At 59.2% G+C, this 25979-nt stretch carries 24 protein-coding genes and 1 pseudogene; 19 read left to right on the top strand and 6 right to left on the bottom strand.

All coding sequences use genetic code 11. From position 1 onward, the window contains the following. Positions 1-44: 44 nt before the first annotated feature. Positions 45-1790, bottom strand: a complete 1746-nt coding sequence (locus KB890_RS24355) for an alpha,alpha-trehalase (RefSeq protein WP_020324959.1) — start codon at positions 1788-1790, stop codon at positions 45-47. Positions 1791-1974: 184 nt separating this feature from the next. Between KB890_RS24355 and KB890_RS24360 the strand changes: the two are divergent. From KB890_RS24360 to KB890_RS24395, 8 genes and pseudogenes are all read left to right on the top strand, one after another. Further along, positions 1975-2103, top strand: a pseudogene (locus tag KB890_RS24360) (biopolymer transporter TonB); the annotation flags it as partial. 71 nt (positions 2104-2174) lie between these two features. After that, positions 2175-3614: a circularly permuted type 2 ATP-grasp protein gene (locus tag KB890_RS24365; protein ID WP_004180417.1), complete on the top strand. Its 1440-nt coding sequence runs from the start codon at positions 2175-2177 to the stop codon at positions 3612-3614. Next, entirely contained in the window at positions 3608-4537 is a 930-nt protein-coding gene (locus KB890_RS24370; protein WP_002910835.1) for an alpha-E domain-containing protein, read from the top strand. The genes KB890_RS24365 and KB890_RS24370 overlap by 7 nt, the downstream gene beginning before the upstream one ends. Beyond that, complete coding sequence (locus KB890_RS24375; protein ID WP_002910832.1) at positions 4534-5349, top strand: transglutaminase family protein; 816 nt, start codon at positions 4534-4536, stop codon at positions 5347-5349. The genes KB890_RS24370 and KB890_RS24375 overlap by 4 nt, the downstream gene beginning before the upstream one ends. Before the next feature lie 16 nt (positions 5350-5365). Continuing rightward, the gene (locus KB890_RS24380) at positions 5366-6112 is read left to right on the top strand and encodes a proteasome-type protease (RefSeq protein ID WP_004175481.1); all 747 of its coding nucleotides are present in this window, start codon (positions 5366-5368) and stop codon (positions 6110-6112) included. Between the two features lie 479 nt (positions 6113-6591). Beyond that, positions 6592-7449 (top strand): GIY-YIG nuclease family protein, encoded by an 858-nt coding sequence (locus KB890_RS24385; RefSeq protein ID WP_004180416.1) that lies wholly within the window; start codon positions 6592-6594, stop codon positions 7447-7449. Between the two features lie 155 nt (positions 7450-7604). After that, positions 7605-8591 carry a fatty acid desaturase gene (locus tag KB890_RS24390; protein ID WP_020324956.1) on the top strand — a complete coding sequence of 329 codons (987 nt, stop codon included), beginning with the start codon at positions 7605-7607 and terminating at the stop codon, positions 8589-8591. Beyond that, positions 8584-9384 carry a phosphate/phosphite/phosphonate ABC transporter substrate-binding protein gene (locus KB890_RS24395; RefSeq protein WP_004180414.1) on the top strand — a complete coding sequence of 267 codons (801 nt, stop codon included), beginning with the start codon at positions 8584-8586 and terminating at the stop codon, positions 9382-9384. Before KB890_RS24390 ends, KB890_RS24395 begins: the two co-directional genes overlap by 8 nt. 37 nt (positions 9385-9421) lie before the next feature. Here the strand turns inward: KB890_RS24395 and KB890_RS24400 are convergent, their stop codons facing one another. After that, positions 9422-9544: a nitrilotriacetate monooxygenase gene (locus tag KB890_RS24400; protein WP_004145488.1), complete on the bottom strand. Its 123-nt coding sequence runs from the start codon at positions 9542-9544 to the stop codon at positions 9422-9424. 297 nt (positions 9545-9841) lie between these two features. Continuing rightward, positions 9842-9985 (bottom strand): hypothetical protein, encoded by a 144-nt coding sequence (locus KB890_RS24405; protein ID WP_004219597.1) that lies wholly within the window; start codon positions 9983-9985, stop codon positions 9842-9844. 176 nt (positions 9986-10161) lie between these two features. Between KB890_RS24405 and tdcA the strand changes: the two genes are divergently transcribed. The 5 genes from tdcA (at position 10162) to pflB (ending at position 17102) form a co-directional block, all read left to right on the top strand. Next, positions 10162-11103, top strand: coding sequence for a transcriptional regulator TdcA (gene tdcA, locus KB890_RS24410; protein WP_020324950.1), 942 nt, complete (start codon positions 10162-10164; stop codon positions 11101-11103). Between the two features lie 93 nt (positions 11104-11196). Further along, positions 11197-12186, top strand: coding sequence for a bifunctional threonine ammonia-lyase/L-serine ammonia-lyase TdcB (gene tdcB, locus KB890_RS24415; protein ID WP_004180413.1), 990 nt, complete (start codon positions 11197-11199; stop codon positions 12184-12186). Between the two features lie 25 nt (positions 12187-12211). Beyond that, positions 12212-13543, top strand: coding sequence for a threonine/serine transporter TdcC (gene tdcC, locus KB890_RS24420; RefSeq protein WP_004145486.1), 1332 nt, complete (start codon positions 12212-12214; stop codon positions 13541-13543). A gap of 27 nt (positions 13544-13570) precedes the next feature. Continuing rightward, positions 13571-14779: a propionate kinase gene (gene tdcD / locus KB890_RS24425; RefSeq protein WP_004175486.1), complete on the top strand. Its 1209-nt coding sequence runs from the start codon at positions 13571-13573 to the stop codon at positions 14777-14779. Between the two features lie 28 nt (positions 14780-14807). Beyond that, positions 14808-17102: a formate C-acetyltransferase gene (gene pflB / locus KB890_RS24430; protein WP_004180412.1), complete on the top strand. Its 2295-nt coding sequence runs from the start codon at positions 14808-14810 to the stop codon at positions 17100-17102. 50 nt (positions 17103-17152) lie between these two features. Here pflB and KB890_RS24435 read toward each other — a convergent pair whose 3' ends face one another. After that, entirely contained in the window at positions 17153-17299 is a 147-nt protein-coding gene (locus KB890_RS24435; protein ID WP_004225356.1) for a hypothetical protein, read from the bottom strand. 289 nt (positions 17300-17588) lie between these two features. Here KB890_RS24435 and KB890_RS24440 point away from each other — a divergent pair, with 289 nt between their 5' ends. The 5 genes from KB890_RS24440 to KB890_RS24460 all read left to right on the top strand — a co-directional run bounded on the left by KB890_RS24440 (position 17589) and on the right by KB890_RS24460 (position 22555). Beyond that, positions 17589-18647, top strand: coding sequence for a branched-chain amino acid ABC transporter substrate-binding protein (locus KB890_RS24440; RefSeq protein ID WP_004189329.1), 1059 nt, complete (start codon positions 17589-17591; stop codon positions 18645-18647). A gap of 109 nt (positions 18648-18756) precedes the next feature. Next, positions 18757-19671, top strand: a complete 915-nt coding sequence (locus KB890_RS24445) for an ABC transporter permease subunit (protein WP_004175489.1) — start codon at positions 18757-18759, stop codon at positions 19669-19671. A 9-nt stretch (positions 19672-19680) separates the two neighbouring features. Beyond that, positions 19681-20967: a high-affinity branched-chain amino acid ABC transporter permease LivM gene (livM, locus tag KB890_RS24450; protein ID WP_004148804.1), complete on the top strand. Its 1287-nt coding sequence runs from the start codon at positions 19681-19683 to the stop codon at positions 20965-20967. Then, on the top strand, positions 20964-21839 hold the full coding sequence (locus KB890_RS24455; RefSeq protein WP_004148803.1) for an ABC transporter ATP-binding protein: 876 nt from the start codon (positions 20964-20966) through the stop codon (positions 21837-21839). The genes livM and KB890_RS24455 overlap by 4 nt, the downstream gene beginning before the upstream one ends. Next, complete coding sequence (locus tag KB890_RS24460; protein WP_004175491.1) at positions 21836-22555, top strand: ABC transporter ATP-binding protein; 720 nt, start codon at positions 21836-21838, stop codon at positions 22553-22555. The genes KB890_RS24455 and KB890_RS24460 overlap by 4 nt, the downstream gene beginning before the upstream one ends. 5 nt (positions 22556-22560) lie before the next feature. On the opposite strand, the gene KB890_RS24465 is transcribed toward KB890_RS24460, so the two are convergent. After that, positions 22561-23454, bottom strand: coding sequence for a LysR substrate-binding domain-containing protein (locus KB890_RS24465; protein ID WP_002910720.1), 894 nt, complete (start codon positions 23452-23454; stop codon positions 22561-22563). A 283-nt stretch (positions 23455-23737) separates the two neighbouring features. On the opposite strand from KB890_RS24465, the gene pckA reads away from it, so the two are divergent. After that, a complete protein-coding gene (gene pckA / locus KB890_RS24470) occupies positions 23738-25381 on the top strand; it encodes a phosphoenolpyruvate carboxykinase (ATP) (RefSeq protein ID WP_004180410.1) in 1644 nt (547 codons plus the stop codon). A gap of 49 nt (positions 25382-25430) precedes the next feature. Here pckA and KB890_RS24475 read toward each other — a convergent pair whose 3' ends face one another. Further along, a complete protein-coding gene (locus KB890_RS24475; protein ID WP_002910717.1) occupies positions 25431-25907 on the bottom strand; it encodes a GNAT family N-acetyltransferase in 477 nt (158 codons plus the stop codon). Positions 25908-25979: the final 72 nt, after the last annotated feature.

Genomic DNA, 25979 nt, shown 5'->3' on the forward strand with positions numbered 1-25979 from the left:
GAGACCGCTTCCCCCTACCGATTTTGGTAGGGGGCGGCGAAGCGTCAGGAGCCGGTCTTTTGCGGTTCCGCAGGGGCGGGGTCGTTAGCCGCGGGCGCCGCAACAGGTTTGTCCTGCGGTGAAGGGGTTGTCGCCGGACGGGTAGCGGGCAGCGCATCGCAGGGTTTCTCCTGCGGGCAGATCAGATCCAACATCTTCAGGGTGACGCCGTTGGTCCAGCCAAAGCCGTCCTGCAGCGGATATTCCCCGCCGCCGCCGCCGGTGCCGGTCGAGCTCACGTCATACTTCTCCACCAGCTTTTGCTTACTGTCATAGGTATGCTGCACGTTGGTCAGGAAGCGCCAGGTGACCTCCATGGCGATCTTCTGCTGACCATAGTTTTGCAGCCCCTCGACCGCCACCCACTGCAGCGGCGCCCAGCCGTTGGGAGCGTCCCACTGCTGGCCGCTGTTGACGGTGGTGGTGGTCAGCCCGCCGGGTTTAAGCAGGCGCGACTCGGCGGCGGCGGCCACTTTCGTCGCCCGCTCGCGTGACGCGGCATTGACGTACAGCGGGAACAGCGCCGCCGCGGTCAACTGATTGCGCACCTTGTGGCTTTTCAGATCGTAGTCGGCGTACCATCCCTCTTTATCATTCCACAGGTATTTCTCGATGGCCTGCTGGCGGGCGTTAGCCAGCGCATCGTACTGCGTAGCGCCAGCGCTGTCCCCGGATGCCTTGCTGGCGCGGGCGAGGGTTTTCTCCAGATGGAACATCAGGGCATTGAGATCGACCGGGACAATCGAGGTGGTGCGAATGGTGGCGAGCTGCTGCGGATTGTCCATCCAGCGGGAGCTGAAATCCCAGCCGGAGGCGGCGGCGGAGCGCAGGTCGCGATAGATCTCGGTTGCCGGACGATTCGGGTTGCTTTTGGCGGTTTTGACGTCGTCAAGCCAGGACTCGGGACGCGGGGTGTCGTTATCGTCCCAGTAGCGGTTGAGCAGCGCGCCGTCCGGCATCCGCACCGCCCGTTTGTCGGCGTTGCCGGGAGCCAGCGCGTCCGCTCCGGCCATCCAGTAGCGATACTCTTTCTCCAGCTGCGGCTGGTAGGTTTTCAGCACCTGGTCGCCATCGTGCGTCGCCAGCAGGCTCACCATAAAGGAGAAGAAGGGGGGCTGCGAACGGCTGAGATAATAGGTGCGGTTGCCGTTGGGGATATGGCCCCAGGCGTCAATTTCCGCGGCGAAGTTGGCGACCATATCCTCGACTTTATCCCAGTGACCGCTTTCGGCAAGACCCAGCATGGTGAAATAGCTGTCCCAGTAATAGACTTCGCGGAAACGTCCTCCGGGCACCACGTAGGGCTTAGGCACCGGCAGCAGCGAGTCCCATTTTTCCACCTCGACGGTGCTGCGGGTCAGGACCGGCCACAGGCCATCGATATGTTGACGCAGAGTTTGCCCTTTGGGCGGCACATAGGTGTCGTTCTCTTTCGGCAGCGTGAAGTTCAGTTCGACGAAGTGGCGCAGGTCGAAGCTGGCCTGGTTTTTTTGCATCCGGTAATCGGCAAGGATCATCAGCGGATCGCTGTTAGGGATAGCGTCGGCGAAGGTTTTCTGATCGGCAAACAGCTTCGCGCTCTGGACATCATTGAACAGCGGGCCCAGCAGAATATCCGGCGAGGGGGGCGGCGCGGTTTTGCCGTCTTCCGCCTGAGCGTTCAGGCTCATCAGGGCGATCAGAGCGCCGCCGATCGCCAGGCGCAGGGAACAGGGCAAAGCAGCGGGACGACGTGCATCAGTACTCGTCATGGGGAGTTCTCCTTATCATTATCGACTGCGGGCCACGACGTTTGGCCATCCAAAAACCTTAGACGAATATCTGCCGCTGCGCGTGTCAGGGGTAACATTTTGCGCGAAAACAGAGGATTTACCTGCCAGGTCTCCTGAGACCGCCGCGGGCTGGGCCGCCTGGCTGAGGGCGCTGGCGTCCACGATGGCGCAAAAAACGTCGCCCTGCCTCACGACGGTGCAGCCGCCGCCGGGCGCGGGCGGCTGTTTTGTCGATTTTTTGCACAACCAGACGGCGGGGCTGAACCGATTTGCACAACGCCGCGGCGGCAGAGGACCTGGCATAATTAATGCTTATCTCTTAGCGGGATTACCACAAAGTGAGTACAACCGGAGGGGATAGCCATGATTAAAATTACGCTACCTGACGGGCATTATTATGACGAGATGCTGACCGCGCAGGGTGAACAGCGGCCGCACTATAATGCCTGGTGGCAATGGTTTCGCAACACCGATCAATTCTCTATCCGGCAGAAAAAAGCGCAAGCGGAACTGCTTTTTCACCGTATCGGCATCACCTTTAACGTTTACGGCGAGGATGAGGGGACCGAGCGGCTGATCCCGTTTGATAGCGTGCCGCGGATCATACCTGCCGGGGAGTGGCAGCGCATTGACCGCGGCATACGCCAGCGGGTGAAAGCGCTGAACGCCTTCCTCTATGACATCTATCATGAGCAGAATATCCTGCGCGCGGGGCTGATCCCGGCCGAGCAGGTGCTGGCCAACGAGCAGTATCAGCCGTGCATGCAGGGCATCAACCTGCCAAACAACACCTATGCCCATATCACCGGCGTCGATATGGTGCGCAATAACGACGGTCAGTACTACGTGCTGGAGGATAATCTGCGCACGCCGTCCGGCGTCTCCTACATGCTCGAAAACCGTAAGATGATGATGCGCCTCTATCCGGAGATGTTCGAGCAGCATCACATTGCGCCGGTGGAGCGCTACCCAAGCTACCTCCTGCAGACCCTGCGCGAAAGCTCGCTGGTGGATGATCCCTGCGTCGTGGTGATGACCCCGGGTCGCTTCAACAGCGCCTACTTCGAGCACAGCTTCCTGGCGCAGCAGATGGGGGTCGAGCTGGTGGAGAGCGCCGATCTGTTTATTAAAAACGGCGCGGTGTATATGCGCACCACCGAGGGGCCGCGGCGGGTGGATGTGATTTATCGCCGCATCGACGACGCCTGGCTCGACCCGCTGGCCTTCCGCGCCGATTCGATGCTCGGCGTCCCGGGGCTGCTGTCCGTCTATCGCGCCGGCGGCGTAGTGCTGGCCAACGCCATCGGCACCGGGGTGGCTGACGACAAATCAATCTATCCGTACGTCCCGGAGATGATCCGCTTTTACCTCGGCGAACAGCCGATCCTCAGCAATATCCCCACCTGGCAGTGCCGGAAAGCGGAGGACCTGCGCTACGTGCTGAGCAATCTCGAGCTGATGGTGGTCAAGGAGGTCCATGGCGCCGGGGGCTACGGCATGCTGGTCGGCCCGCGTTCGACTAAAGAGGAGCGGGAGGCCTTCCGCCAGCGCCTGCTGGCCAATCCGGCCAACTATATCGCCCAGGACACCCTTGCGCTGTCGACCTGCCCCACCTTCGTTGATGAAGGGCTGTCGCCGCGGCATATCGATTTACGGCCCTACGTGCTGTCCGGGCAGGAGATGCGGCTGGTGCCCGGCGGCCTGACCCGCGTGGCCCTCACCGAAGGGTCGCTGGTGGTCAACTCGTCGCAGGGCGGCGGAACCAAGGATACCTGGGTGATGGAGGATGACGCATCATGCTAAGTCGTACGGCGAGTGAACTGTTCTGGATGGCCCGCTATCTCGAGCGGGCGGAGAGCTACGCCCGGGTGCTGGACGTGACCTGGAAATTATCAATGATCCCCCGCCACAGCCAGCAGTCGCGGGATCTGGCGCTACCGCTGAATTTGTCGATGACCCACGAGTTGTTTCAGGCGCGCCATGCCCGCTTTACCATGAGCAATCTGCTCAACTTTTTTGCCCTTGATGGCAACAACCCCTGCAGTATTTACAGCTGCGTGGAGATGGCGTGGAACAACGCGCACGCGGTGCGCGGCAGTCTGTCGGCCGAAGTGTGGGAGAGCATCAATGCCACCCGCATTGAACTGCGGACCCTCCGCCAGCAGGGGCTGGGCGAGCTGGGGAGCGACGGCTTTTTTGAGTGGGTGAAAGAGCGGGTGCATCTGTTTCGCGGGGCAGTGATCGGCACGCTGCTGCGCAACGACGCGCTGAGCTTTATCGGTATCGGCACCCTGATTGAGCGCGCCTTCGCCACCACCCAGTTGCTGCTGATTAAGGATCAACAGCTGACCAACGATCCGGACCCGGTGCGGGAATACTACCGGCTGGATACCCTGCTCAATGCGGTCAGCGCCCGCGAAGCTTACAACAGCCTCTACCGCCAGCCGGTCAGTCGCGAAACGGTGATGGAGCTGCTGATCCTGCGCAACGATATTCCGCGTTCGCTGCGCGCCAGCATTGCCGACCTGGTGGGCGAGCTGGAGAAGATCGCCAACGATCGCTCCTATCAACCGTTGCGCCTCGCCCATCAGCTCAACGTTGACCTGCGCTTCAGCACCCGTGACGACCTGGCGCAGGCGGACCTGCAGACCACCCTTAACGGGCTGCTGGCGAGAATTAACGCGCTGTCCGACAGCATCAGACAAACCTACCTGGAGGCCTTATGAAACTGGTCATCGATCATCTCACCCGCTATGGCTACGATGAAGAAGTGAAGTTTTCCACCCAGTATCTGCGCCTGACGCCGCGCAGTACCGCCCGGCAGACGATCACCGCCTGGACGCTGACCCTGCCGGACGGCGCGGCGGTGACCACTACCGACGGCTGGGGCAATGTGCTGCATGTGCTGACGCTGGATAACCCGCACAAGGAGATCACCATCCGCGCCAGCGGGATTGTCGATATCGCCGACGAAGGGGAGGAGACGCGTGATGAAGAGGCCGAGCTGCTGTCGCCGCTGGTTTTTCTGCGCTGTACGCCGCTAACCCGCGCCGATACGGCGATCCGTGAGTTTGCCCAGCGCCTCTATCGTCCCGATGCGGCGGAAGAGAGTCTGAATCAACTGATGGCGGATCTGCTGTTAAGAATGCCATACTCCCCCGGCGCGACCCAGGTGCAGGACTCCGCCGCCGACGCCTTCGCCCGCGCGAAGGGGGTGTGCCAGGATCATACCCATGTTTTTCTCGCCTGCTGCCGCGCGCTGGAGATCCCGGCGCGCTACGTCAGCGGCTATGTCTACAGCGATAACGCCCAGCATGTGGCGATGCATGCCTGGGCGGAAGTCTGGCTCGACGGCCGCTGGCTGTCGTTTGATATCACCAATAATACCCGTCGCCTGAATCAGCATTTACGGCTGGCGACCGGGCTGGATTATCTCGACGCCTGCCCGGTACGGGGCACCCGGCTGGGCGGCGGCGGGGAGATTATGTTAACTAACGCTGAAGTGCGCGAACACAGCCAGCAGGCGCAGCAGCAATAATACGGGAATAACCGCAATGACCTACTGTGTGGCCATGTGCCTGGCGGATGGACTGGTGTTTGCTTCCGACTCCCGCACCAACGCGGGCGTCGACCATATTGCCACTTTTAAAAAGCTGCACGTTTTCCATCAGGAGGGGGAACGGGTGCTGGTGCTGCAATCCGCCGGCAATCTGGCCACCACCCAGAGCGTGATAAGCCTGCTCAGCGCGCGCATCCGTACCCAGCAGGAGCCGAATCTGATGCAGGTCACTTCCCTCTACGACGCCGCGATGCTGATCGGTAAAACGCTGCTGGAGGTGATCCAGCGCGACAGCAGCAACCAGCAGACCTGCAGTAACACCAACTTCAACTGCAACCTGCTGCTTGGCGGCCAGATCGCCGGCGAAACCCATCGTCTGTTCCATATTTATCCGGAGGGCAACTTTATTGAAGCCACCCGCGACACGCCTTATTTCCAGATTGGCGAAAGCAAATACGGCAAACCGATCATCGATCGGGTGCTGACCATCGACACGCCGCTGGAGCAGGCGATGTGCTGCGCGTTGATCTCCATTGATTCGACGCTGCGCAGTAATCTGTCCGTCGGCCTGCCGCTGGATACGCTGCTCTACCGCAGCGGCAGCTTCAGCAGTGCCGGGCAGCATCGCATCACCGACAGCGATCCCTACTTCAACCGCATTCGCAAGGCGTGGTCCGAAGGGCTGTTGCACACCTTCCAGACTCTGCCGACCTGGGCGCCAGCGGAGCGGGAAGAGGAGTAGTCGCTGTGACGCTCCGCCGGTATCGTCGGCGCGAAGGCGGGTAAGGCGCTGGAGTCCTTAAGTATCCTCGACCTGGCGGTAAAGTATCAGTGGTGTTGAGACCGACTACAGCGAGTTTCAGCAACAGCGGTAAAAAAATTAACGACAGGCCGCACGGATTGTAGGCCGGGCAAGGCGCAGCCGCCGCCCGGCACAAAAGCGACGCCGCTGTTCTTGTCCGGCCTGGGAAAGGGGCTTTCGGGCTGTACTAAGTATTTTCCTGCGTTGTATCTGAGTACGTTGCACGTCTGGCGAGGTTCTCTGCATTTAATTGTGGTGCGAAGGCCAACAGGAGGTCAGCCCGCGAACGAAACGTGATATACAACCGAAACGCAGGTTCGGTGAAACGTAATAAGAAATATGTGATACCAGGATAATTAAAGCATTCATGCCATACCGTATTCTGTTGTAACTGAGGAGAATATGTTGCAGGAGGCAGTATGAATAATGAAAATACGTATGGCTACGTATATATACTGGTATCAGATAAAACACCGTATATTAAAATTGGTGGCACGGATTATTTGCCAGAGAAGCGGTGTAAGGAGATTAATACCCAGCCACCCTATTGTTTATATGCCCCATGGCGGGTAGCAGACTACCGTAGCGTACCTGACTGGCATAATGTCGAAACCTGGCTGCACTATCTTTTTCGCGATTCTCGCGTGCGGACTATTGCAAATCAGAAAGAGCTATTTAATGTCACGCCTGAACTGGCTGCCCATCATCTTGCCAGCCTTGATCAACAACCGTTGACGACTAAACCTAAAATCGACCGACTTTTTCATCACCAGGGGTTGAGAGATTACCTGGTAAAACTATTCGCTATCGCCGGTTGTGAGAAATGGCGACATAAAGAAGGGGTTTGGGTGTTTAGTCTGTTCCCAGGGGCGCATAGCGGATGGTCCCGGTATTTTACGCTTAGTATCCATAGCCACGAAGTCGCTTTTTCAACGCGGTCCCGCGATTGTCAAATTCATATGTTATTAGCAGATGAGCTTATCATGGACTATCCCGATATTATTCAGTGGGTAACGGACCATAAAGGAGGGTTTGAAAAACCAATTTATAAAACAGCCTTATCGCACGCGCAGCAAATCTGGTTTGAGGGTGAGTTTGAAGTGGGTCTTCAGTTACTCTCGTTCCCTGAAGTCCAGCAGGCTGTTGCCACCTACTGGGACCGCGCATTAACAAAATACGATTATAGTCTTCAGGCGAAGTATCATAACCGGATGGCAGTTGAGGAGATCTTCAAACAGTTACAAGTACAACGGCAGCGAGAATCGAGCGCAATGTAAACACCGCCAACCTGTTGCGCCATGGACGGTATTCTCTTTGCCCTGTTGAACACAAACGCGCTTTTTGGCAAAGCTAAGTCAATTAAATACTTTGTTATTTAATGTGTTATCTCACATCTTCGGTGGGAATGAGGCAACACGGCAAGGTATCGGAAGTGACGGAAAAGAAGACGGCTGTCTATGTGGATGACCAACAGCGCATCCTGATCCGCCAGCTGGCGCGCGGCTGGCTGTGGCGCAGCGAGCTGCCGACCTGGCTGCTGATTGTGACGGTTTACGGCGGCTGGTTTGCCTGCGTGGCGGGCTGGCGGACGCTGGGACTGTTTCCGGCCACGCTGCTGTTGATCTGGTTTACCGCCTGGTATATGTCCTTACAGCATGAGCTGATCCATGGGCATCCCACCCGGCTGGCATGGTTTAACCAGCTGTTGGGGACGCTGCCGCTGGCGGTCTGGTATCCCTATGGCGTCTACCGCGACAGCCACCTGGCGCACCATCGCAACCATCTGCTGACGCACCCTGAGGATGACCCCGAATCGTACTACGTAACGGCGGAAAGCTGGCAGCGCTTCTCAGCCTGGCAGCGCCGCCTTATCCACCTGCGCAACACCTTCTGGGGGCGTCTGCTGCTGGCGCCGATGATGGATATTATTCACACCCTGAACAGCGCGCTGTGGGCTTTCCGCGAGGGCGACCGCCGCGCTATCGCCATGTGGAGTCTGCATCTGTTGCTGCTGACGGGCCTGCTGACCTGGATGGCGGCGCAGGGTTTTTCTCCGCTGTGGTTTGTGCTGGCGGTGAGCTACCCGGCGCTGGCCCTGACCAAAGTACGCTCTTTTCTCGAACACCGCGCCGCGGATGACCCGCTAGCCCGCTCGGTGATCAACGAGGCCGGGCTCCCCTGGCGGGCGCTGTTCCTCAATCTCAACTACCATGCGGTGCATCATGATCTGCCAGGGGTCCCCTGGTACGCTTTACGTCAACTGTATCTGCATCGCCAGGCGGCGTATCTGCAGCGTAATCAGGGGTTCCTGGTGCGCGGGTACGGCGAGTGGCGACGCCATTTTAGCCGCCGGGCGGTGGCGGTGAACGCCCATCCGGGCTTTGGCGAGCAGGCGCAGGCGGGAGGAGAACATGGCTGAACGCATGACCTTTCCGATGTATGCCATCCACCGTCAACAGACCCAGGCCCTGTGGCAGGCGGTGCAGTCGCTGTTGGCCGAACGCGGCGTGATGGTGGCGGGGGACCCTCCGGCGGCTGACCCCGGGGATCTGCTGGCTCACTGGCGCCAGCCGACGCTGTTGCTGAGCCAGACCTGTGGCTACCCGCTGGTGACCCAATTGCCGGAGGTGCAGACGGTGGGCTGCTTCCACTGCGCTGCGCCCGGTTGCGAAGGGCGCCGCTATCGCAGCCTGCTGGTGGTCCGCGAAGCGGATAGCCACCGGATGCTGGGGGACTTTTTGGGCCGTCGGGCGGTGTGCAATGCCGAGCACTCGCAGTCCGGCTACAACGTACTGCGTAAAATGGTCGCGCCGCTCTCCCGGGAGGGGCGTTTTTTTTCAGCGGTGATGTTCAGCGGCAGCCATCGGCAGTCGCTGCGTGAGCTGCAGCAGGAAAACGCCGATATCGCCGCCATCGACTGCGTGACCTACGCTCTGCTGCAGCGCCATCAGCCGCAGGCTCTGGCTGGCCTGGTGGCGATCGGCTGGAGCCCGGCCGCGCCAGGGCTGCCGCTGATCACCGCCGGCGCCACCCCGGCGGCAACGCTGAATAGCCTGCGCGAGGCGCTCCAGCAGCTGGTAAGCGATGATCGCTATCGTTCCCTGTGCGACGCCTTGCTGATCTGCGGCTATAGCGATATGTCGCGGGAGGCCTATGCGCCGCTGCTGGCGTGGCGGGATGAGGCCGCGGCGCTGGGGGTCAGCCAGCTATAGGCGAAATGCCTGGGCCAGCGATCTGCGCCGGGGCGGGCTATAGCGGCTGGTCCCACGGCTGGGCGCTGAGATCCATTCGCAGATAGGAAGAGAGCAGGTCGACAGCCAGCTGGTCGCTCATCAGCTGCTCGTTAAGCTGCTGGCGCAACCGCGGGATCATCTCTTCACGATAGGCCGGGTCGTTGTTTTATGGATTTGTGATCGGCAACACAAATGACTCTCCAATGGCCGTCGTAAAAGATAAATTACCAGGGTTGATTTTAATCAAAGTATGACCAACTGCGCTATGGCGGAAAAAAGATCGCTGCCTATCGCGACCCAAAAGAGAAATTGTGAATTTAATGTTTCTTTGGTGTAAATAATGACCGTGCATTTTCCCCAACCGCCGGGGATAAAATGTGATGCCCGACCGGCTTGTCGTTAAATAATGGCGTTTATTACGTCTGCTTTTTATTCTTTACAGCATTAATTTAATTTTCGGCTTTCTTCTCACCCTGATAGCGCGGGTCGAATAACGTACAAAAGGCGTATTTTTTATCGCCATTTCGCCGTCGATGTTATCGCCATCAATTATTTTTATCCCCGCATTCGGCCACGGCAAAAGGCGCGCAAATAGCGTTCATGATGCTTTTAATATATTGATTTTACTTTACTTGTTCTGGCTCGTGGATCCTGCTTATCCGCCGCGGCGGAGCCTTTGTGAGAGCTCTCACATAACCCGGCAATTGCGATTTGTTACACTTTCCGCCGTCAACAAAGGAATGAAAGTGAGACGTGATGAATACTTTTTCTCTGCCTAAAACACAGCATCTGGTAGTTTTCCAGGAAGTGATCCGCAGCGGGTCAATCGGGGCCGGAGCAAAAGCGTTAGGACTCACTCAGCCGGCGGTCAGTAAAATTATTGGCGACATGGAGAGTTATTTTGGCAGCGAATTAATCGTCCGGCGAAATACCGGCGTCTCGCTCACCGAGGCCGGGCAGGTATTTCTCAACTGGTCAGAAGCGATCACCCGTGAAATGAAAAATATGGTCAATGAAATGAATGCTCTGACCAACAGCGCGGTGGTGGATGTCTCCTTTGGTTTCCCTTCGCTGGTCGGGTTTACCTTTATGTCGGAGATGGTGCATCAGTTTAAAATGACTTTCCCCAAGGCGCGGGTCTCGATGTATGAGGCGCAGCTCTCCGCCTTTTTGCCGGCAATCCGCGACGGGCGCCTCGACTTCGCCATCGGGACGCTGAGCGATGAGATGAAACTGCAGGACCTGCACGTCGAGCCGCTGTTTGAGTCTGAGTTTGTGCTGGTGGCGAACCGGGCGCGGATCGGCAACGGCACCGTCCGCCTGGCCTTGCTCCAGCACGAGCAGTGGGTGCTGCCGGAGACCAATATGGGCTACTACAGCGAACTGCTGACCACCCTGCAGCGCAGCGGTATCCGCCGTGAAAATATCGTTAATACCGATTCGGTGGTGACGATCTATAACCTGGTGCTCAATGCCGATTTTCTGACGGTGATCCCCTGCGACATGACCACGCCGTTTGGCTCGAGCCAGTTTGTCACCATCCCCATTAAAGAGGCCTTGCCGGTGGCGCGCTATGCGGCGGTATGGTCGAAAAATTACCGGTTAAAAACCGCCGCGGCGTCGCTGGTGGAGATGGCGAAACACTATTCCTCGGGGCAGGGCAACCGCCACTGGCAGCCATTACAAATTATTGCGTAACTGAAAGTCGTTAAATAATCCAACACACGTCCTCGCTGTTATCAGCAGGATGACGCCCGGTCATTGACTTTATATTAAGATACAGAGGCCATAATGCATATTACCTACGATCTTCCGGTATCTATTGACGATATTCTCGAAGCGAAACAACGCCTCGGGGGAAAAATATATAAAACAGGCATGCCCCGTTCGAATTATTTTAGCGAGCGCTGCCAGGGCGAAATATTTCTTAAATTCGAAAATATGCAGCGCACGGGTTCATTTAAAATTCGCGGCGCCTTTAATAAACTGTGCGGTTTAACCGCGGCGGAAAAACGCAAAGGGGTGGTGGCCTGCTCAGCGGGCAACCACGCCCAGGGCGTCTCGCTCTCCTGCGCCATGCTCGGCATTGACGGGAAAGTGGTGATGCCGAAAGGGGCGCCGAAATCGAAAGTTGCCGCCACCTGTGATTATTCGGCGGAAGTGGTGCTACATGGCGATAACTTTAACGATACCCTTGCCAAAGCCAGCGATATTGTTGAACTTGAGGGCCGCATTTTTATTCCCCCCTATGACGACCCGCAGGTTATCGCCGGGCAGGGGACGATTGGACTCGAAATATTAGAAGATCTGTATGACGTGGATAATGTCATCGTGCCCATTGGCGGCGGCGGCTTAATTGCCGGTATCGCGATTGCGATTAAATCCATTAACCCGACAATCCGCATTATCGGCGTGCAGTCGGAGAATGTTCACGGCATGGCCGCCTCCTGGTATGCCGGGGAAATCACCAGCCATCGCCACGCCGGCACCTTAGCCGATGGTTGCGACGTCGCCCGCCCGGGGAAACTGACCTATGAAATCGCCCGCCAGCTGGTGGATCACATCGTCCTGGTGAGTGAGGATGACATTCGCCAGAGCATGGTCGCCTTAATTCAGCGCAATAAAGTGATCACCGAAGGGGCCGGGGCGTTAGCCTGCGCCGCGTTATTAAGCGGCAAACTCGACAGCTATATCCAGAACCGCAAAACGGTCAGCCTGATTTCCGGGGGCAATATCGATCTCTCCCGGGTATCGCAAATTACCGGTTTTGTTGACGCTTAATTCAATACATAAGTGAGGACAGGATATGAGTACGACTGAGAGCATTGCATCCAGCCAGACAAGCCTTTCGTCCTGGCGTAAATCTGACACCACCTGGACCCTGGGCCTGTTTGGCACCGCTATCGGCGCCGGGGTGCTGTTTTTCCCGATCCGCGCCGGCTTCGGCGGGCTGATCCCGATCCTGGTGATGCTGGTGCTGGCCTATCCCATCGCCTTTTATTGCCATCGGGCCCTGGCCCGGCTATGCCTGTCGGGGGCTAACCCCTCCGGCAATATCACCGAAACGGTGGAAGAGCATTTTGGCAAAACCGGCGGGGTGGTGATCACCTTTCTGTACTTCTTCGCCATCTGCCCACTGCTGTGGATTTATGGCGTCACGATCACCAATACCTTTATGACTTTCTGGGAGAACCAGCTGCAGATGCCAGCTCTCAACCGCGGGGTGGTGGCGCTGCTCCTGCTGCTGCTGATGGCGTTTGTCATCTGGTTTGGTAAAGACCTGATGGTCAAGGTGATGAGCTATCTGGTGTGGCCGTTTATCGCCAGCCTGGTGGTGATCTCCCTGTCCCTGATCCCCTACTGGAATAGCGCGGTGATTGACCAGGTCAACCTCAGCGATATCGCCTTAACCGGTCACGACGGCATTCTGGTGACGGTATGGCTGGGCATCTCCATCATGGTGTTCTCCTTCAACTTCTCGCCGATCGTCTCCTCGTTTGTGGTCTCCAAACGCGAAGAGTATGAAGCGCAGTTTGGCCGCGAGTATACCGAACGCAAATGCTCACAGATCATCTCCCGGGCCAGCATGCTGATGGTGGCGGTGGTGATGTTCTTCGCCTTCAGCTGCCTGTTTACCCTCTCACCGCAGAACATGGCGGACGCCAAGGCGCAGAATATCCCGGTGCTCTCCTATCTGGCGAACCACTTTGCCTCGATGTCGGGCACCAAATCCACCTTTGCCACCCTGCTGGAGTATGGCGCGTCGATCATCGCCCTGGTGGCCATCTTCAAATCGTTTTTCGGCCACTATCTCGGCACGCTCGAGGGGCTGAACGGTCTGATCCTGCGCTTTGGCTATAAAGGGGATAAAACCCGGGTCTCCAGCGGCAAGCTCAATACCCTGAGCATGGTGTTCATCATGGGCTCGACCTGGGTGGTGGCGTATGCCAACCCCAATATCCTCGACCTGATTGAGGCCATGGGCGCGCCGATTATCGCCTCGCTGCTGTGCCTGCTGCCGATGTACGCCATTCGTAAAGCGCCTTCGCTGGCCAAATACCGTGGCCGTCTCGACAACCTCTTTGTGACCGCTATCGGTCTGCTGACCATCCTCAACATTGCTTACAAACTGTTCTAATCCGGCTCAGGCCACGCGGAGTACAACATGACTGAATTTCCGGTAGTACTGGTGATTAACTGCGGCTCGTCGTCGATCAAATTTTCCGTCCTGGACGCCGCAAGCTGCGACTGCCTGCTCAACGGCGTGGCCGAGGGCATCAACGCGGAACGGGCATCTCTCTCGCTCAACGGCGGCGAGCCGGTGGCGCTGGCGCAGCGCGGCTACGAAGGCGCCCTGCAGGCGATTGCCGGAGCATTAGCCCAACGCGACCTCATCGACAGCGTGGCCCTGATTGGCCACCGCGTCGCCCACGGCGGCGACCTGTTCACCGAGTCGGTCATTATTAGCGAGGAGGTTATCAATAACATTCGCCAGGTATCGTCCCTGGCCCCGCTGCATAACTACGCCAGTCTCAGCGGCATCGCCTCGGCGCAGCGGCTGTTCCCGGAGGTGATGCAGGTGGCGGTCTTTGATACCAGCTTTCACCAGACCCTGGCCCCGGAAGCTTTTCTCTATGGTCTGCCGTGGGAGTATTACCAGAATCTCGGGGTACGCCGCTACGGTTTCCACGGCACCTCGCACCGCTATGTGTCCCAGCGCGCCCTGGCGCTGCTCGGGTTGCCGGAGCAGGAGAGCGGCCTGGTGATCGCCCACCTGGGCAATGGCGCCTCGATCTGCGCGGTGCGTAACGGCCGCAGCGTGGACACCTCGATGGGGATGACGCCGCTGGAGGGGCTGATGATGGGCACCCGCAGCGGCGATGTCGACTTCGGCGCCATGGCGTGGATTGCCGGGGAAACCCGGCAGACCCTCAGCGACCTGGAGCGGGTAGCCAACACCGCCTCCGGCCTGCTGGGGATCTCCGGTCTTTCCTCCGACCTGCGGGTGCTGGAGCAGGCGTGGCATGAGGGCCATGCCCGCGCCCGCCTGGCGATTAAAACCTTTGTCCATCGTATCGCCCGCCATATTGCCGGCCACGCCGCGGCGCTGCAGCGTCTCGACGGCATTATTTTCACCGGCGGGATTGGCGAGAACTCGGTGCTGATCCGTCGGCTGGTGAGCGAACGGCTGACGGTCTTTGGCCTTGCGATGGACGCCGCCCGCAATCAGCAGCCCAATTCGGCCGGCGAGCGCCTGATCTCCGCCGACGGCAGCCGGGTGCGCTGCGCGGTTATTCCTACCAATGAAGAGCGCATGATTGCCCTCGATGCGATCCGCTTAGGCCGGATCCACACCGCGGCGGCGTTGGCCTGACTTTTTATTCTGTAGAGAGACGATGTTCATGAAAGTAGATATCGATACCCAGGATGTACGATACGCTGACGCCTGGCTGGGCTTTCGCGGTACGGCGTGGCAAACGCAGATCGACGTTCGCGACTTTATTCAGCATAACTACACCCCTTACGAGGGCGATGAGTCTTTCCTCGCCGACGCGACGCCAGCGACCACCGCCCTCTGGGAGCAGGTGATGGCCGGGATCCGCGTCGAGAACGCCACCCATGCGCCGGTGGATTTCGACACCAATGTCGCCACCTCCATCACCGCCCACGCGGCGGGCTATATCAACCAGCCGCTGGAAAAGATCGTCGGCCTGCAAACGGACCAGCCGCTGAAGCGCGCCCTGCATCCTTTTGGCGGCATCAAGATGATCAAAAGCGCCTTCGAGGCCTATGGTCGCGAAATGGATCCTGACTTTGAGTATCAGTTTACGGCGCTGCGTAAGACCCACAATCAGGGCGTTTTTGACGTCTATTCCCCGGATATGCTGCGCTGCCGCAAATCCGGGGTGCTGACCGGGCTACCGGACGGCTATGGCCGCGGACGGATCATCGGCGATTACCGCCGCGTGGCGCTGTACGGCATTCGCTACCTGGTCCGCGAACGTGAGCTGCAGTTTGCCGACCTGCAGCCGGCCCTTGAGCGCGGCGAGGCGCTGGAGGCCACCCTGCGCCTGCGCGAAGAGCTGGCCGAACAGCGGCGCGCGCTGCTGCAGATGCAGGAGATGGCGGCCCGCTACGGCTGCGATATCTCTCACCCGGCGCGCACTGCCCGGGAGGCGGTGCAGTGGCTCTACTTCGCCTACCTGGCGGCGGTGAAGTCGCAGAACGGCGGCGCCATGTCGCTGGGGCGCACGGCCACCTTCCTCGACATCTATATCGAACGCGATCTGCGCGCCGGTTTATTGAATGAGGAGCAGGCCCAGGAGCTCATTGATCACTTCATCATGAAGATCCGCATGGTGCGTTTCCTGCGCACCCCGGAATTTGATTCGCTGTTCTCCGGGGATCCCATCTGGGCGACGGAGGTGCTGGGCGGCATGGGGCTGGATGGTCGCACCCTGGTCAGCAAAACCACCTTCCGCTATCTGCATACTCTGCACACCATGGGCCCGGCGCCGGAGCCGAACCTGACCGTGCTCTGGTCGCAAGCGCTGCCGGCGGCGTTTAAAAAATATGCCGCCCGGGTCTCTATCGCCACCTCGTCGCTGCAGTATGAGAACGACGATCTGATGCGCAGCGATTTTCACAGCGACGACTACGCCATCGCCTGCTGCGTCAGCCCGATGGTGATCGGCAAGCAGATGCAGTTCTTCGGCGCCCGCGCCAATCTCGCCAAAACGCTGCTCTACGCGATTAACGGCGGGGTGGATGAGAAACTGAAGATTCAGGTGGGGCCGAAAACCGCACCGTTGCGCGATGAGGTGCTGGACTACGACACCGTGATGGCCAGACTCGACCACTTTATGGACTGGCTGGCGGTGCAGTACATCAGCGCGCTGAACATCATCCATTGCATGCATGATAAGTACAGCTACGAGGCGGCGCTGATGGCCCTGCACGACCGCGACGTCTACCGCACGATGGCCTGCGGCATCGCCGGCCTGTCGGTGGCAGCGGATTCGTTGTCGGCGATAAAGTACGCCCGGGTGAAGCCGGTGCGCGATCACCACGGGCTGGCGGTGGACTTTGTCATTGAAGGCGACTATCCGCAGTACGGCAACAACGACGATCGGGTCGATGCCATTGCCTGCGACCTGGTGGAGCGCTTTATGCGCAAAATTCAGGCGCTCCCCACCTGGCGTCAGGCGGTGCCGACCCAGTCGATCCTGACCATCACCTCCAACGTGGTATACGGCCAGAAAACCGGCAACACCCCGGACGGACGTCGGGCGGGGACGCCGTTCGCTCCGGGGGCCAATCCGATGCATGGTCGCGACCGGAAAGGGGCGGTGGCGTCGCTGACCTCGGTGGCGAAACTGCCGTTTACCTACGCCAAAGATGGCATCTCGTATACCTTCTCCATCGTGCCGGCGGCGCTCGGCAAAGCCCCGTCAGCGCAGGAAAACAACCTGGTGGGCCTGTTGGACGGCTACTTCCACCACGAGGAGACGGTGGAGGGGGGACAGCATCTCAACGTCAATGTGCTGAACCGGGAAAAGCTGCTCGATGCGATAGAACACCCGGAGCAGTATCCGAATCTGACGATCCGCGTCTCCGGCTATGCGGTCCGCTTTAACGCGCTGACCCGCGAACAGCAGCAGGATGTGATCTCCCGAACGTTCACCAGCCAACTCTGAGCGGCCACCGGGCCACAGGAGAGCCTTTACGGGCTCTCCTGTTATCATCTTCACATTACCGCAACAAAATAATCACCACTGTTGATCATATTCGCATTTTTGCACCACGCCGGCGCGCAGCGACCGCTAACTGCATCTATGTTTAGCTCACGGGCCGGTACGGATACCGCGTTGTCCGGCTCGCCACGTGATGGCAACCGATCTCCTGACCTGAAAGGGAATGCGCCCTTGCCGGATGCGGCACGGGTTGCCGTCGCGTGCGTACCGACCGGGGCGACTGTTCTCCGGTGTTCCACTCCTTCCTGGCGGGATTTTTGCTTCTTCCACCCTGGCCGTCCTGGCGCTGCGCCAACGTCGGCACCACACGGTAAGTGATATTTTCTGCGTCATTCGATGACGCCAGGCTTTACATCGCTGAGGAATATCCGAATGTCTTTGAAACTGAGAACAATGACGCTTCATGTTGTGATAGCAGGTTGTATGAGCATGGCCTTTTACGCCCAGGCAGACGTGAAGATCGGCGTCGCCGGGCCCTTTACCGGCCCCAACGCCACCTACGGCGCCCAGTACTGGAAGGGAGCCTCGCAGGCGGTGGCCGATATCAATGCCGCCGGCGGCATCAAAGGCGAAAAGATTGTGCTGGTGCAGGGGGATGACGCGTGCGAACCGAAGCAGGCGGTGGCGGTGGCCAACCGGCTGGTGGATGAAGCGAAAGTTTCCGCCGTGGTGGGGCACTTTTGCTCTTCCTCAACGATGCCGGCCTCCGAGGTATATGACGAAGCCGGGATCCTGACCATTACCCCCGGCTCGACCAACCCGCAGATCACCGAGCGCGGCATGAAAGATCTCTTCCGCATGTGTGGTCGTGACGATCAGCAGGGGGCGATCGCCGCCAACTATATGCTGGACGTGCTGAAGGCGAAGAAAATCGCCGTCATCCACGATAAAGACACCTATGGTCAGGGGCTGGCCGATGCCACCCGCGCGGCGCTGGCGAAGCGGGGTACCAAAGAAGTGTTGTACGAAGGCCTTTCCCGCGGTGAAAAAGACTTTAACGCCCTGGTGACCAAGATCGGCGCCCTCAAGCCGGACGTGGTCTACTTTGGCGGCTGCCATCCGGAAGCGGGCCCGCTGGTGCGCCAGATGCGCGAGCAGGGGGTGCAGGCCAAATTCTTCTCCGGCGACTGTATCGTCACCGAGGAGCTGGTCACGGCCGCCGGCGGGCCGCAGTTCACCAACGGCGTGCTGATGACCTTTGGTCAGGATCCGCGCACCCTCCCGGACGGCAAAGCGGTGATCGAGAAGTTCCGCGCCAGCGGCTTTGAGCCGGAAGGTTATACCCTCTACGCCTACGCCTCCATTCAGGCTATCGCCGCGGCCTGGAACGCCGTCGGTACCGATAACGCCAAAGCCAGCGACTGGCTGAAGAGCCACGACGTCGAGACGGTGATGGGCAAGAAAGCCTGGGATGGCAAAGGCGACCTCAAGGTGTCCGACTACGTGGTCTATCAGTGGGACGACAAGGGCAAATATCACCAGCTCTGATCGGCCACGACCTGAGGACGCTCTGTCCTTTTGACTTGCGAATTGTCACATGACGGCGGTTGACCGGGAACGGAACCCGGCGGCCGTCTGCCTGGCGGCTGGAGGGGCTATGACGGCGTTTTTTCTGCAACAACTGATCAATGGGCTGACGCTGGGCGCAGTGTACGGCTTAATCGCCATCGGCTACACCATGGTGTATGGGATCATCGGCATGATCAACTTCGCCCACGGCGAGGTGTATATGGTCTCCGCCTACCTGTGCGCCATCGGCCTGGCGCTGCTCTCTTTCTTCGGGATCCACTCCTTTCCGCTGCTGATTTTCGCCACTCTGGTGTTCACCATCGTGGTCACCGGCGTATACGGCTGGGCGATCGAGCGCATCGCCTACCGGCCGCTGCGCAACTCGACGCGGCTGGCGCCGCTGATCTCGGCTATCGGGATGTCGCTGATCCTGCAGAACTATGTCCAGCTGAGCCAGGGGCCGAACCAGCAGGGGATCCCGACGCTGCTTAGCGGCGCGTTGCGCATGACGGTGGGCGATGGGGTAGTGCAGATCACCTGGACCAAGGTGTTTATTCTCGTCGCGGCGCTGGTGGGGATGCTTATCCTGACCTGGATTATTCAGTATACCCGGCTGGGGCGCATCTGCCGCGCCACCCAGCAGGACCGGCGCATGGCGGCGATCCTTGGCATCAATACCGACCGGGTGATCTCCCTGGTGTTTGTCATCGGCGCGGCGATGGCCGGTCTGGCCGGCGTGCTGGTGACCATGAACTACGGCACCTTCGACTTCTATATCGGATTTATTATCGGCATCAAAGCCTTCACCGCCGCGGTGCTGGGCGGGATCGGCTCGCTGCCTGGCGCGATGCTGGGTGGTCTGCTGCTTGGGGTGGCCGAAGCCCAGTTCGCCGGGCTGGTGAATTCGGATTACAAAGATGTCTTTTCCTTTGCGCTGCTGGTGGCGATCCTGATTTTTCGCCCGCAGGGGCTGCTGGGACGTCCGCTGGTGGCCAAGGTCTAAGGAGGCTTTATGGGTGAAATTACGCGCCAGCCTGCGCGGGCTATCCAAAACGCGCTGATCGACAGCGTACTGGCCGGCCTTTGCGCGTTAATTGTCTTTGGTCCGATCGTCGGCGTGGTGCTCAAAGGGTATGGTTTTACCCTCGCGCCTGCGCGGGTGGCGATTCTGGTGGCGGTGGTGATGGCCGGCAGGCTGGCGCTCAGTCTGCTGCTGCAGAGCCACAGGGGAAAAGCCTTTATTGCCCGCTTTGAGGGGGCGGATGACGGGGTATACGTCCGGCCGCCGGGCTACCGCTCGCGGCTGCGCTGGATAATACCGCTGCTGGTGGGGCTGGCCATTGTCTTTCCGTTTCTCGCCACAAAATATCTGCTGACCGTGGCCATTCTTGGGCTGATCTACGTTCTGCTTGGCCTGGGGTTGAATATTGTGGTGGGCCTCGCGGGCCTGCTCGATCTGGGCTATGTGGCGTTTTACGCCATCGGCGCCTACGGCCTGGCGCTGGGCTACCAGTACCTGGGCCTCGGCTTCTGGGCGATGCTGCCGCTGGGGGCGGTGATGGCGGCCCTCGCCGGGGCGTTGCTGGGCTTTCCGGTGCTGCGTATGCATGGCGACTATCTGGCCATCGTCACCCTCGGCTTTGGCGAAATTATCCGCCTGGTGCTTAACAACTGGGTGAGCTTCACCGGCGGCCCTAACGGCGTACCGGTGCCATCCCCCACGCTGTTTGGCCTCGAGTTTACCCGCCGGGCGAAAGATGGCGGCATCCCCATCCATGAGTTTTTCCACGTCAGCTACAACCCCAACCTGAAATTCATCTTTCTCTACGCCGTGCTGTGTCTGGTGGTGATGCTGGTGCTGCTGGTGAAGCATCGCCTGACGCGGATGCCCATCGGCCGCGCCTGGGAGGCGCTGCGCGAGGATGAGATCGCCTGTCGGGCGATGGGGCTCAATCACGTGCTGGTGAAGCTCTCGGCGTTTATGCTCGGCGCGTCGACGGCCGGGATCGCCGGGGTGTTCTTCGCCAGCTATCAGGGGTTTGTTAACCCGACGTCGTTCACCTTTTTTGAGTCGGCGCTGATCCTGGCGATTGTGGTGCTCGGGGGAATGGGCTCCACCCTGGGTGTGGTACTGGCGGCGTTTGTTCTGACGGTCACCCCGGAGCTGCTGCGCGGTTTTGACGAATATCGGGTGCTGCTGTTCGGCGTGCTGATGGTGATGATGATGATCTGGCGGCCGCGCGGCCTGGTGCGCACCAGCCGCAGCGGGGTTGCGTTGCGAAAAGGAGTCGCGCCATGACCGACAGCATCTTACGCGTTGAGCATCTGATGATGCATTTCGGCGGCATCAAAGCGCTGAATGATGTCAATCTGGAGGTGGAGCGGGGGTCGATCACCGCCCTGATCGGCCCCAACGGCGCGGGCAAGACCACGGTGTTTAATTGCCTGACCGGTTTTTATCGGGCGACGGGGGGCAGTATCGTGCTGCGGGCGCGGGAAAAGGTCACCGATGTTATTCAGGTGCTGGGGCAGAAGCTTCACCCGGACGATTTTCTCCACCCGGCGCAGCTGGGGAGGCGGATCTATTACAAGATGTTCGGTGGCACCCATCTGGTGAACCGCGCTGGCCTGGCGCGCACCTTCCAGAATATACGTTTATTCCGCGAGATGTCGGTGATCGAGAACCTGCTGGTGGCCCAGCATACCCAGGTCAACCGCCATCTGCTGGCCGGGATCCTCAATACCCGTGGGTATCGGCAGGCGGAGAGTCAGGCGCTGGATCGCGCTTTTTACTGGCTGGAGGTGGTGGAGATGGTGGACTGCGCCAACCGTCTGGCGGGGACCCTCTCCTACGGACAGCAGCGGCGGCTGGAGATCGCCCGCGCCATGTGCACCCGTCCGGAGATGATCTGTCTGGACGAGCCGGCCGCCGGTCTCAACCCGGTGGAAACCCAGGCGCTGAGCCGGATTATTCGCTTTCTGCGCCAGCAGCACGGCATTACGGTGCTACTGATCGAGCATGATATGGGGATGGTGATGGAGATTTCGGATCATATCATCGTCCTCGATCACGGGGACGTCATCGCCCGCGGCGCGCCGCAGGCGATCCAGGCCAACGCCAGCGTGATTGCCGCCTATCTAGGCGCTGAGGAAGAGGAGACGCGCCGATGAGCCAGCCTTTGCTTGCCTTTAATGAGGTGGATGTCTTCTACGGGCCGATCCAGGCCCTGAAGCAGGTCTCCCTCACCGTCAACGAGGGGGAGACGGTGGCGCTGATCGGCGCCAACGGCGCCGGTAAATCAACGCTGCTGATGTCGGTCTTCGGCCAGCCGCGCATTGCCGGCGGGGAGATTTTCTATCGCGGGGAGGCGATCAGCCGGAAATCGACCCACTTTATCGCCAGCAACGGCATCGCCCAGGCCCCGGAAGGGCGGCGCATCTTTCCCGATATGACCGTCGAGGAGAATCTGCTAATGGGGACCATTGCCATTGGCAACCGCTATCAGGCCGAGGACAAGGCGCGAATGTACCAGCTGTTCCCCCGGCTGGAAGAGCGGCGGGGACAGCGGGCGATGACCCTCTCCGGCGGCGAGCAGCAGATGCTGGCCATCGCCCGGGCGCTGATGAGCCGACCGCGCCTGCTGCTGCTGGATGAGCCGAGCCTGGGGCTGGCGCCGCTGGTGGTGAAGCAGATTTTTCAGATCCTGCGCGAGCTGACGGCCCAGGGGATGACGCTGTTTCTGGTGGAGCAGAATGCCCGCCATGCCCTCAACCTGTCGGACCGCGCCTACGTGATGGTGAACGGCCAGATCCGCCTGAGCGGTAGCGGCCAGACGCTGCTCAACGACCCGGAGGTGCGTAAGGCATATCTGGGGATCAGCGGCTGAGGGGGTTATTCCCGCGGTTCGTTACGGGTTTTAATGTGCTGCCAGAAACGTTCGGCGGCCTGGTTAAGCCGCGAGCCGGAGCGGTAGAGCCAGGCGCCGATCGGCAGCGACAGGCTCTCATCGAGGATCGTCAGCCGGCCTTCGTCCAGCTCGCGCTGAATAGAGTATTGCGGCAGCCAGCCCACGCCGTCGCCATTGAGGATCATGCGCTTGAGCAGCTCGCTCATGGAAGAAACAAAGGTGAGAGAGAAGGTGATCTCCGGCGTGCGGTCGATCACCTGGTTCACCTGGCGCCCCATATAGCTGTCGTTGGCGTATTTCATCAGCGGCAGCACGCCGCGATGTAAATGAAACAGCGGGCGGCCATGTTCGTCGCAGGGGGAGACCAGGTGCAGGTAAGAATCAAAAATTTTATGATTAATAAACGGATAGTTCATTAATTCTTCATTATAGAAGGAGAGGATAAAATCGCTTTTTCCCTCTTTCAGGTTAAATACGGCGTCGTTGACGTTAATCGATTCAACATGAAAAGTCTTATTTTTACGGTCGGTGTAACCGGCGATGATCTCCGGCAGTAATAACACCGACAGCGAAGGGGCGGCGTCGATTCTTATTTTCTGGGTAGTGTTATTTAAGCCTTTAATACGGCTGATCTGAAAATCCATGTCATCGAGCATATTTCGCGCATAGCCGACAAAAATTTTCCCGCGGTTGGTCAGCTGCAGAGGGTTGGCGCTACGATCGAAGATGCTGAATCCGAGGGAAGCCTCCAGCGACTGGATGCGTCGGCTGAACGAAGACTGAGAGATGTTGCGGGCTTTGGCCGCCAGGGTAAAGCTGCGCGACTCCTCAAGGGCAATCACATCATACAGCCATTTTACTTCCAGATTTGCCAACACCGATCCAGTCCTCAAAAACGCAATAAAGGCTATGCAATTTTAGCATAGCGCATAGAAACTATGCAATTAACATAATTATCGACAGGTGTTAACATTTTTTGGAAAGTTGAGATTTATGAATGCATATCGGCGACCCTACATGAGCACGATATGAAATCGCGACTCACGGTTATTTATTGCTTTATTTCATTGTCCAGGACTTATCTTATTAAATAGCCGGCGACGATGACGAAAGCAATGAATAACCCAGGCCTCTTACCTTAAATAGTTTGTCAGGAGTTCCATGTCACAACAAATTGAATCAGTAAAAATGGCTCTGCAGGAGCTGGGGATTAATGCAAGCGGCGAATTCTATTACAACCCTGATTACGATTTGCTTATTGCACATGAAACCTCTCCTGAGCTGACCGGCGCGGCCCGCGGCGTGATGACCGACTCTGGCGCTGTGGCTGTTGATACCGGGATCTTCACCGGCCGTTCGCCGCGCGATAAATACATCGTCCGCGACGAACAGACTCGCGACACCGTCTGGTGGGCAGACTCCGGCCTCGGCCGCAACGACAACAAACCGTTATCGCCAGACGTGTGGCGCAGCCTGAAAAGCCTGGTCGCGGGCCAGCTGAGCGGCAAAAAACTGTACGTCATCGACGCCTGGTGCGGCGCCAGCCCGGACACCCGTCTTGGCGTACGCTTCGTCACCGAGGTGGCGTGGCAGGCCCACTTTGTCAAAAACATGTTCATCGTGCCAAGCGCCGACGAGCTGGCCAGCTTTACGCCAGACTTCGTGGTGCTCAACGGCGCGGGCTGCACCAATGCCAACTGGCAGGCGCAGGGGATGAACTCCGAGAACTTTGTCGCCTTTAATCTGAGCGAGCGTATTCAGCTCATCGGCGGTACCTGGTACGGCGGCGAAATGAAGAAAGGGCTGTTCTCGGTCATGAACTACCTGCTGCCGCAGAAAGGCATCGCGTCGATGCACTGCTCGGCCAACCGTGGCGAAGCAGGGGACGTGGCGCTGTTCTTCGGCCTCTCCGGGACCGGGAAAACCACCCTGTCGACCGATCCGCATCGTCAGCTGATCGGCGATGATGAGCACGGTTGGGACGATGACGGCGTGTTTAACTTCGAAGGCGGCTGCTACGCCAAGACCATCAATCTCGATCCGCAGGCGGAGCCGGAGATTTATGGCGCCATCCGCCGCAATGCGCTGCTGGAAAACGTGGTGGTGCGCGCTGACGGCAGCGTGGATTATGCCGACGGCAGCAAAACCGAAAACACCCGCGTCTCCTATCCGCTGTCGCATATCGACAATATCGTCAAGCCGGTGTCCCGCGCGGGCCATCCGTCGAAGGTGATTTTCCTTGCCGCCGATGCGTTTGGCGTCCTGCCGCCGGTCTCCCGTCTGACCACCGAGCAGATGCAGTACCATTTCCTGTCGGGTTTCACCTCGAAGCTGGCGGGCACCGAGCGCGGCATTACCCAGCCGACGCCGACCTTCTCCGCCTGCTATGGCGCGGCGTTCCTGCTGCTTCACCCGACCCAGTACGCCAGCGTCCTGGCGGCGAAGATGGCGGAATCCGGTGCCGAAGCCTGGCTGGTCAACACCGGCTGGAACGGCGAAGGCAAACGCCTGTCGCTGCGCGATACCCGCAGCATCATTAGCGCGATCCTCAACGGCACTACCGGCCCGCTGCGCGAGGAGACCATCCCGGTGTTCGGTCTTGCGATCCCGCAGAGCATTCCAGGGGTAGACAGCGCGGTGCTGGATCCGCGTAATGGCTGGAGTTCAGCGGATAAATGGCAGGAGAAGGCCGAGAGCCTGGCTCAGCTGTTTATGGATAACTTCAAGCAGTACAGCGATACCGAAGCGGGCGCGCGTCTGGCGCTGGCCGGTCCGCAGCTGCAGAAGAGCGCGGTCGAAGCCTGATCCGCGGCCAGCAGGTCGACGCCTGGCGCCGACCTGCTGGTGAGCCGCTTTACTCCGCAAAGGCCCGCAGCGCATCGCCAGTGAGGCGATAACGCACCCACTCATCCTGCGGCTGCGCGCCAATGCTCAGATAGAAATCAATCGCCGGCTGGTTCCAGTCGAGCACGCTCCACTCCAGACGCCCGCACTGACGTTGTACAGCATATTGCGCGATGGTTTTCAGCAGCGCTTTTCCTGCGCCGATCCCGCGATAGTCGGGGGTGACGTACAGATCCTCCATATAGATACCATTGCGTCCAAGCCAGGTGGAGTAGCTGGTGAAGAACACCGCGTAGCCCACCGCTTTGCCCGCCACCTCGCAGATCAGCGCTTCGGTTTTGCTGCCGCTGGCAAACAACGTCTCTCTGATCTCCTCTGGCGTCGTCACTACCTCTTCGGGGGCTTTCTCGTAGACCGCGAGTTCATAAATCATGTCGTAAATAGCGGTGGCGTCGTCCGGGGTGGCCTGGCGGATCGTGATGCTCATGGGGCGTCCTTTATCAATAGTCAAAAGAGAGAGCAAAATTGCTGACCCTGAGGATAAGCGGTATTGTGAAAA

Origin of the sequence: Klebsiella sp. P1954 (assembly GCF_018199955.1) — a bacterium.
GTDB classification, from domain to species: Bacteria; Pseudomonadota; Gammaproteobacteria; order Enterobacterales; family Enterobacteriaceae; genus Klebsiella; species Klebsiella pneumoniae.